Below are 4,232 nucleotides of genomic sequence, written 5' to 3' on the forward strand. Positions count from 1 at the left end.
CCTCAGTGTGACTCTTGTGTTGCCGCTCTGGCGGTGGTTGGGTCCTGATCACCTGGTGTTTGGCTCTTGATGGGCCTACCGGCATCACCATCAAAGGGTGAGGTCTGGTCTCCAAAAGTTGTGCCAACACCAGGTGTGATGGACCGACCGATGTGGCTTGATAGGAGCGTGGCACCGCCCCCAACTGAGGATTGCCCACCGGCCGGCCCAACCGTCCCTGTCCCTGTTTCTGAATCAGGAGGCAACCACCATGGTTGTTGTTGGAGTCGATGTACACAAGTCCACTCACACATTCGTCGCCGTCGATTCCGTCGGCAAGAAGCTAGGCCACCTCACCTCTGCGGCCACCACCGAAGGGCACCACACAGCGATCAACTGGGCACTCACCGAGTTCGGTGGCGATCTGGTGTGGGGTATCGAGGACTGCCGGCAGATGTCGACCCGCCTCGAGCGCGACCTGCTCGGCGCCGGCCAGACCGCGGTGCGCGTACCCACCAAGTTGATGGCCCAAGCCCGCTCCAGCGCTCGCACCCGCGGCAAGTCAGATCCCATCGACGCCCTGGCCGTGGCGCGAGCGGTACTACGCGAACCGGACCTGCCCGCCGCTGGCGCCGACCCCCAATCCCGCGAGTTACGGCTCCTCGTCGACTACCGGGAAGTCGCTGTCGCCCAACGCACTGCGTCAATCAACCGACTGCTGTGGCGGGTCCATGAGATCAATCCCGCCTACGCTCCCAAACCCCGGTCGCTGAGCATGAACAAGCACCAAAAAATACTCGCCACCCATCTCGCGAACCACACCAGCCTCCTCGCCGACATCGCCCGCGCGGAACTCGACGACATCATCTCGCTGACAGCCCGGATCAACAAGCTCGCCACCGAGATCGGCAAGCGAGTACGCCAACTGGTGCCGACCTTGCTCGAGTTGCCCGGCTGTGCCGAACTGACCGCCGGCAAAATCGTCGGCGAAACCGCCGGCATCTCCCGCTTCCGCTCCGCCGACGCCTACGCCAGCTACGCCGGCACAGCACCCATCCCCGTCTGGTCCGGCAACAGCGCCGGCCGCGTGCGACTACCCCGACACGGCAACCGACAGCTCAATACCGCACTGCACCGCATCGCCCTGACCCAAATCCGCCTCGAAGACTCCGACGGCTACACCTACTACCGCAACCGCCTCGCCGCCAACGACACCAAAACTTCAGCCCTACGGTGCCTGCGACGACGACTCATCCGCACCGTCTACCAACGACTCACCACCGACGCCCACACGCACCCCGCACCGACCGAACAAGCCGCCGCTTGACATAGGAGCAACTTTCGGTACGAACCGAGGATGCCGTCACCGGTGAGCGTGACGGCTGCGTTGTACCGGTTTTCGCCGTCGGCTTCGCAGAACCCGAGGGTGACGGTCATGTCCCCCGCCATCGCGGCGACCTTGGCCAGTTCGGGACCGTCGAGTTCGAGTGCGGGCGGCAGATTCTCCAGCCGCCTCCGGCGCGCCTGCGGACTCTCGTCACCGCCGCCCAGGGAGGGCAGATACCCGCCGAGACATGCCTCCGGTAACACCAGCAGATCACTGCCCTTCTCCGCGGCTTCGGAGATCAGCGCACCGATCGTGCGGTAACCCTCATCCATGTCGCGGCCGAACTCCGCCGCCGCGACCGAGATCGTGGTGCTCATGCTGCCCCCAATCCTGTGACGGTGCTCCGCACCGCTTGTGTGACCTGCCCATCGGGCCAGCGCAAGCCGACACCGGGGGCCTCGGTGAGCTGTCCGCAGACAGCGCTCTGGGCCGGGCCCGCATCTGGAACGGCATGTCCGGGCGCGTCAGTGGTGATCATCGCGAATCCCGGAAATGCTGTGATCCACTGCCCCACCGGTACTCCGGAGGGCCTCGGGATGTCTGTGACGTCGAGGACAGCACCGGTGCCACTGGCCTCCGCGAGCATCCCGGTGGTACCCACCAGACCCGCCATACTGACGTCCTTGGCCGCAGCCGGCGCCGCTCGCTGGACGAAACTCGCCATCTGCGCGAGGTCGTCGGCGGAGCGGTGCGACGTCGAATCCCATTGATGCCCGGCGTATCCCTGCCGCCACCCACCACCGAGATCTGCGGTCAACCGCACCGAGTGCCCGACCTGCCCGCCACCGGCAGGGATGGGATTCGTGGTCCGGCCCAGCGCTGTCACCGACAGTGACGACGGAACGCCTGCCTGGGTGTGTCCGCCGAGGACCGGCACATCCCACGCTGCAGCCGCGTTGGCCATGCCGCGGATGATGCGGGTGAGTTGGGACCGGGTGGGCGCACCGACGGCGTCGAGCAGACCCACCGGGGTCGCGCCCATCGCAGAGAGATCGTTGAGGTTGACCAGCACCGCGCACCAGCCGGCCCACTCTGGATCGCGTTCGACCATCGATGGGATGATGGCGTCGCACGCGGCGATCATGTCGGTTCCGGGCACCGGGGTACCGTCGTCGCCGCGAAAACCACTGGGCCCCAGCCCCATGGCCTGCTGCCCCAGCGGCGCCAAGACGTCGGCGAGCATGGCCTTGGTGCTCGCGACCAGGAGTTCGATCTTGTTGATCGGCCATCGCATCGCGGCATGTGGCACGCCGGCAACATCGACATCACCGATGTGGTCCCAGCCGAGCCGAGAGAACATCGACCGATATCGCTGCTGCACGGCGGCGTCGAACCGCAGGACTCCGGCGTTCTCTGCGTGGGCACAGGCAGCGCGCACCAGCGCCGGCCCCACACCCCGGGCCTGGTCGGTGGGTGCGACCACCAAGCGGCTACCGGTCCACCACCCGATGTCCTCGGAGGTCGCCGGCGCCAGCCGTACTCCACCGAGGAACGTGCCGTCGTCACCGATCGCACACAGCACGACGGTGCGCGGGTCGTCGTCGATGTCGTCGTGATCGGTGCCCGCGAACAGCCCCTGATCGACGACGAAGGCGGCGTGCCGTAGCGCGGCGTAGTCCGCGAGATGCGTTCTGCTCTCGGCGGGTTGGATCAGGAAACCGGCCGACGGTGTCGCCGCCGGCCGTGGGCCGGTCAAGATCGCGAGATCCCGCGCTGCCACCTGCATGTCAGCCTCCTACGTTCTGCAACACACTGCATGCTCCGCAGGCCGCGCAGCCTGCCTTCTGATCGGACCCGACCATGCCGGCCGCGATGAGTTCCTTGCCGACCCGTCGCGTGACGTTCTCGACGACGTCCCCGCGCGGTGCACAGGCATGATCGACGTCGACGGCAAGCGAACCCGGGTGCGGACGAAACGGCACCACAAAGGGATACACACCCATGTCGATGAGTTCGCGAGCCCCCGAGACCAATTCGTCCGGGTCCTCACCGAGCCCGATGAGCAGGTAGGTGGAGACCTGATTGCGTCCGAACACCCGGACCGCCTCCGCCCACGCCGCTCGGTACTCGTCGAGGGTGACCGTGGCCTTGCCCGGCATCCACTCCGCGCGAACCGCGTCATCGAGAGACTCGACGTGGATGCCGATCGACTCCGCGCCCGCGTCCCGCAGTTCGGTCAGGGTCGCCAGATCCCCGGGCGGCTCACACTGCACCTGGATCGGGAGATCCGGGACTGCGGCCTTGACCGCGCGGACGCACCGAGCGAGGTGCTTGGCGCCGCGATCCTTTGCCGCCGAGGTACCCGTCGTCATCACCATCTGCTTGATGCCGTCGAGCCGGACAGCGGCCTCGGCGACCTCTGCGAGTTCGGCGGGCTTCTTCACCGCGACCGTCGCTCCCGACCGCAGGGACTCCTCGATGGTGCAGAACCGGCACCGCTGCGACGGGTCGTAGCGGATACAGGTCTGCATCACCGTGGTGGCCAGCACGTCTTTGCCGTGCAGTTTGGCGATCTTCTCGTACTCGATGCCCTCATCGGTGCGCAGATCGTAGAACGCAGGCCGCTCGATGGCGGACACCTGCAAGCCGGTCGGCGACAATCCCTCAGGGGCACCGTCCAGCAGTATCTGGTCACCATCGAGGACATACGGACTCAGTGGATTGCGTGGGACCGCAGCGCTGAGGCCATCGATGAGCAGATGGCCGTCGTCGCTGGGACCGGCTCCGGCCGACCGGCGCACGGGCAACGAGCCACGAACACCGAGCAGCGCGAGATCTACGCGTGCCGATAGGGACATTGCAACCTCAGACCATGTAGGTGGAGTTGATGATGGCGCCCTTGCGGGCGTAGTGGATGAGCGCGTCC

The 4,232-nt window shown here is 66.5% G+C and carries 3 protein-coding genes and 1 pseudogene; 1 reads left to right on the forward strand and 3 read right to left on the reverse strand.

Annotation, left to right across the window (positions count from 1 at the left end; all coding sequences use genetic code 11):
- The first annotated feature begins 250 nt into the window (after positions 1-250).
- On the forward strand, positions 251-1,306 hold the full coding sequence (locus tag BH683_RS00065) for an IS110 family transposase (protein ID WP_084834247.1): 1,056 nt from the start codon (positions 251-253) through the stop codon (positions 1,304-1,306).
- Between the two features lie 11 nt (positions 1,307-1,317).
- Here the strand turns inward: BH683_RS00065 and BH683_RS00070 are convergent.
- From BH683_RS00070 to BH683_RS00080, 3 genes and pseudogenes are all read right to left on the reverse strand, one after another.
- Positions 1,318-1,683 (reverse strand): annotated as a pseudogene (locus tag BH683_RS00070) (carbon-nitrogen hydrolase family protein); the annotation flags it as partial.
- Positions 1,680-3,092 carry an MSMEG_0567/sll0787 family protein gene (locus BH683_RS00075; RefSeq protein WP_084834248.1) on the reverse strand — a complete coding sequence of 471 codons (1,413 nt, stop codon included), beginning with the start codon at positions 3,090-3,092 and terminating at the stop codon, positions 1,680-1,682. The pseudogene BH683_RS00070 and the gene BH683_RS00075, both read right to left, overlap by 4 nt.
- Position 3,093: 1 nt before the next feature.
- Entirely contained in the window at positions 3,094-4,164 is a 1,071-nt protein-coding gene (locus BH683_RS00080) for an MSMEG_0568 family radical SAM protein (RefSeq protein ID WP_084834249.1), read from the reverse strand.
- Positions 4,165-4,232: the final 68 nt, after the last annotated feature.

It is taken from the genome of Williamsia sp. 1138 (assembly GCF_002095435.2).
Taxonomy (GTDB): domain Bacteria; phylum Actinomycetota; class Actinomycetes; order Mycobacteriales; family Mycobacteriaceae; genus Williamsia.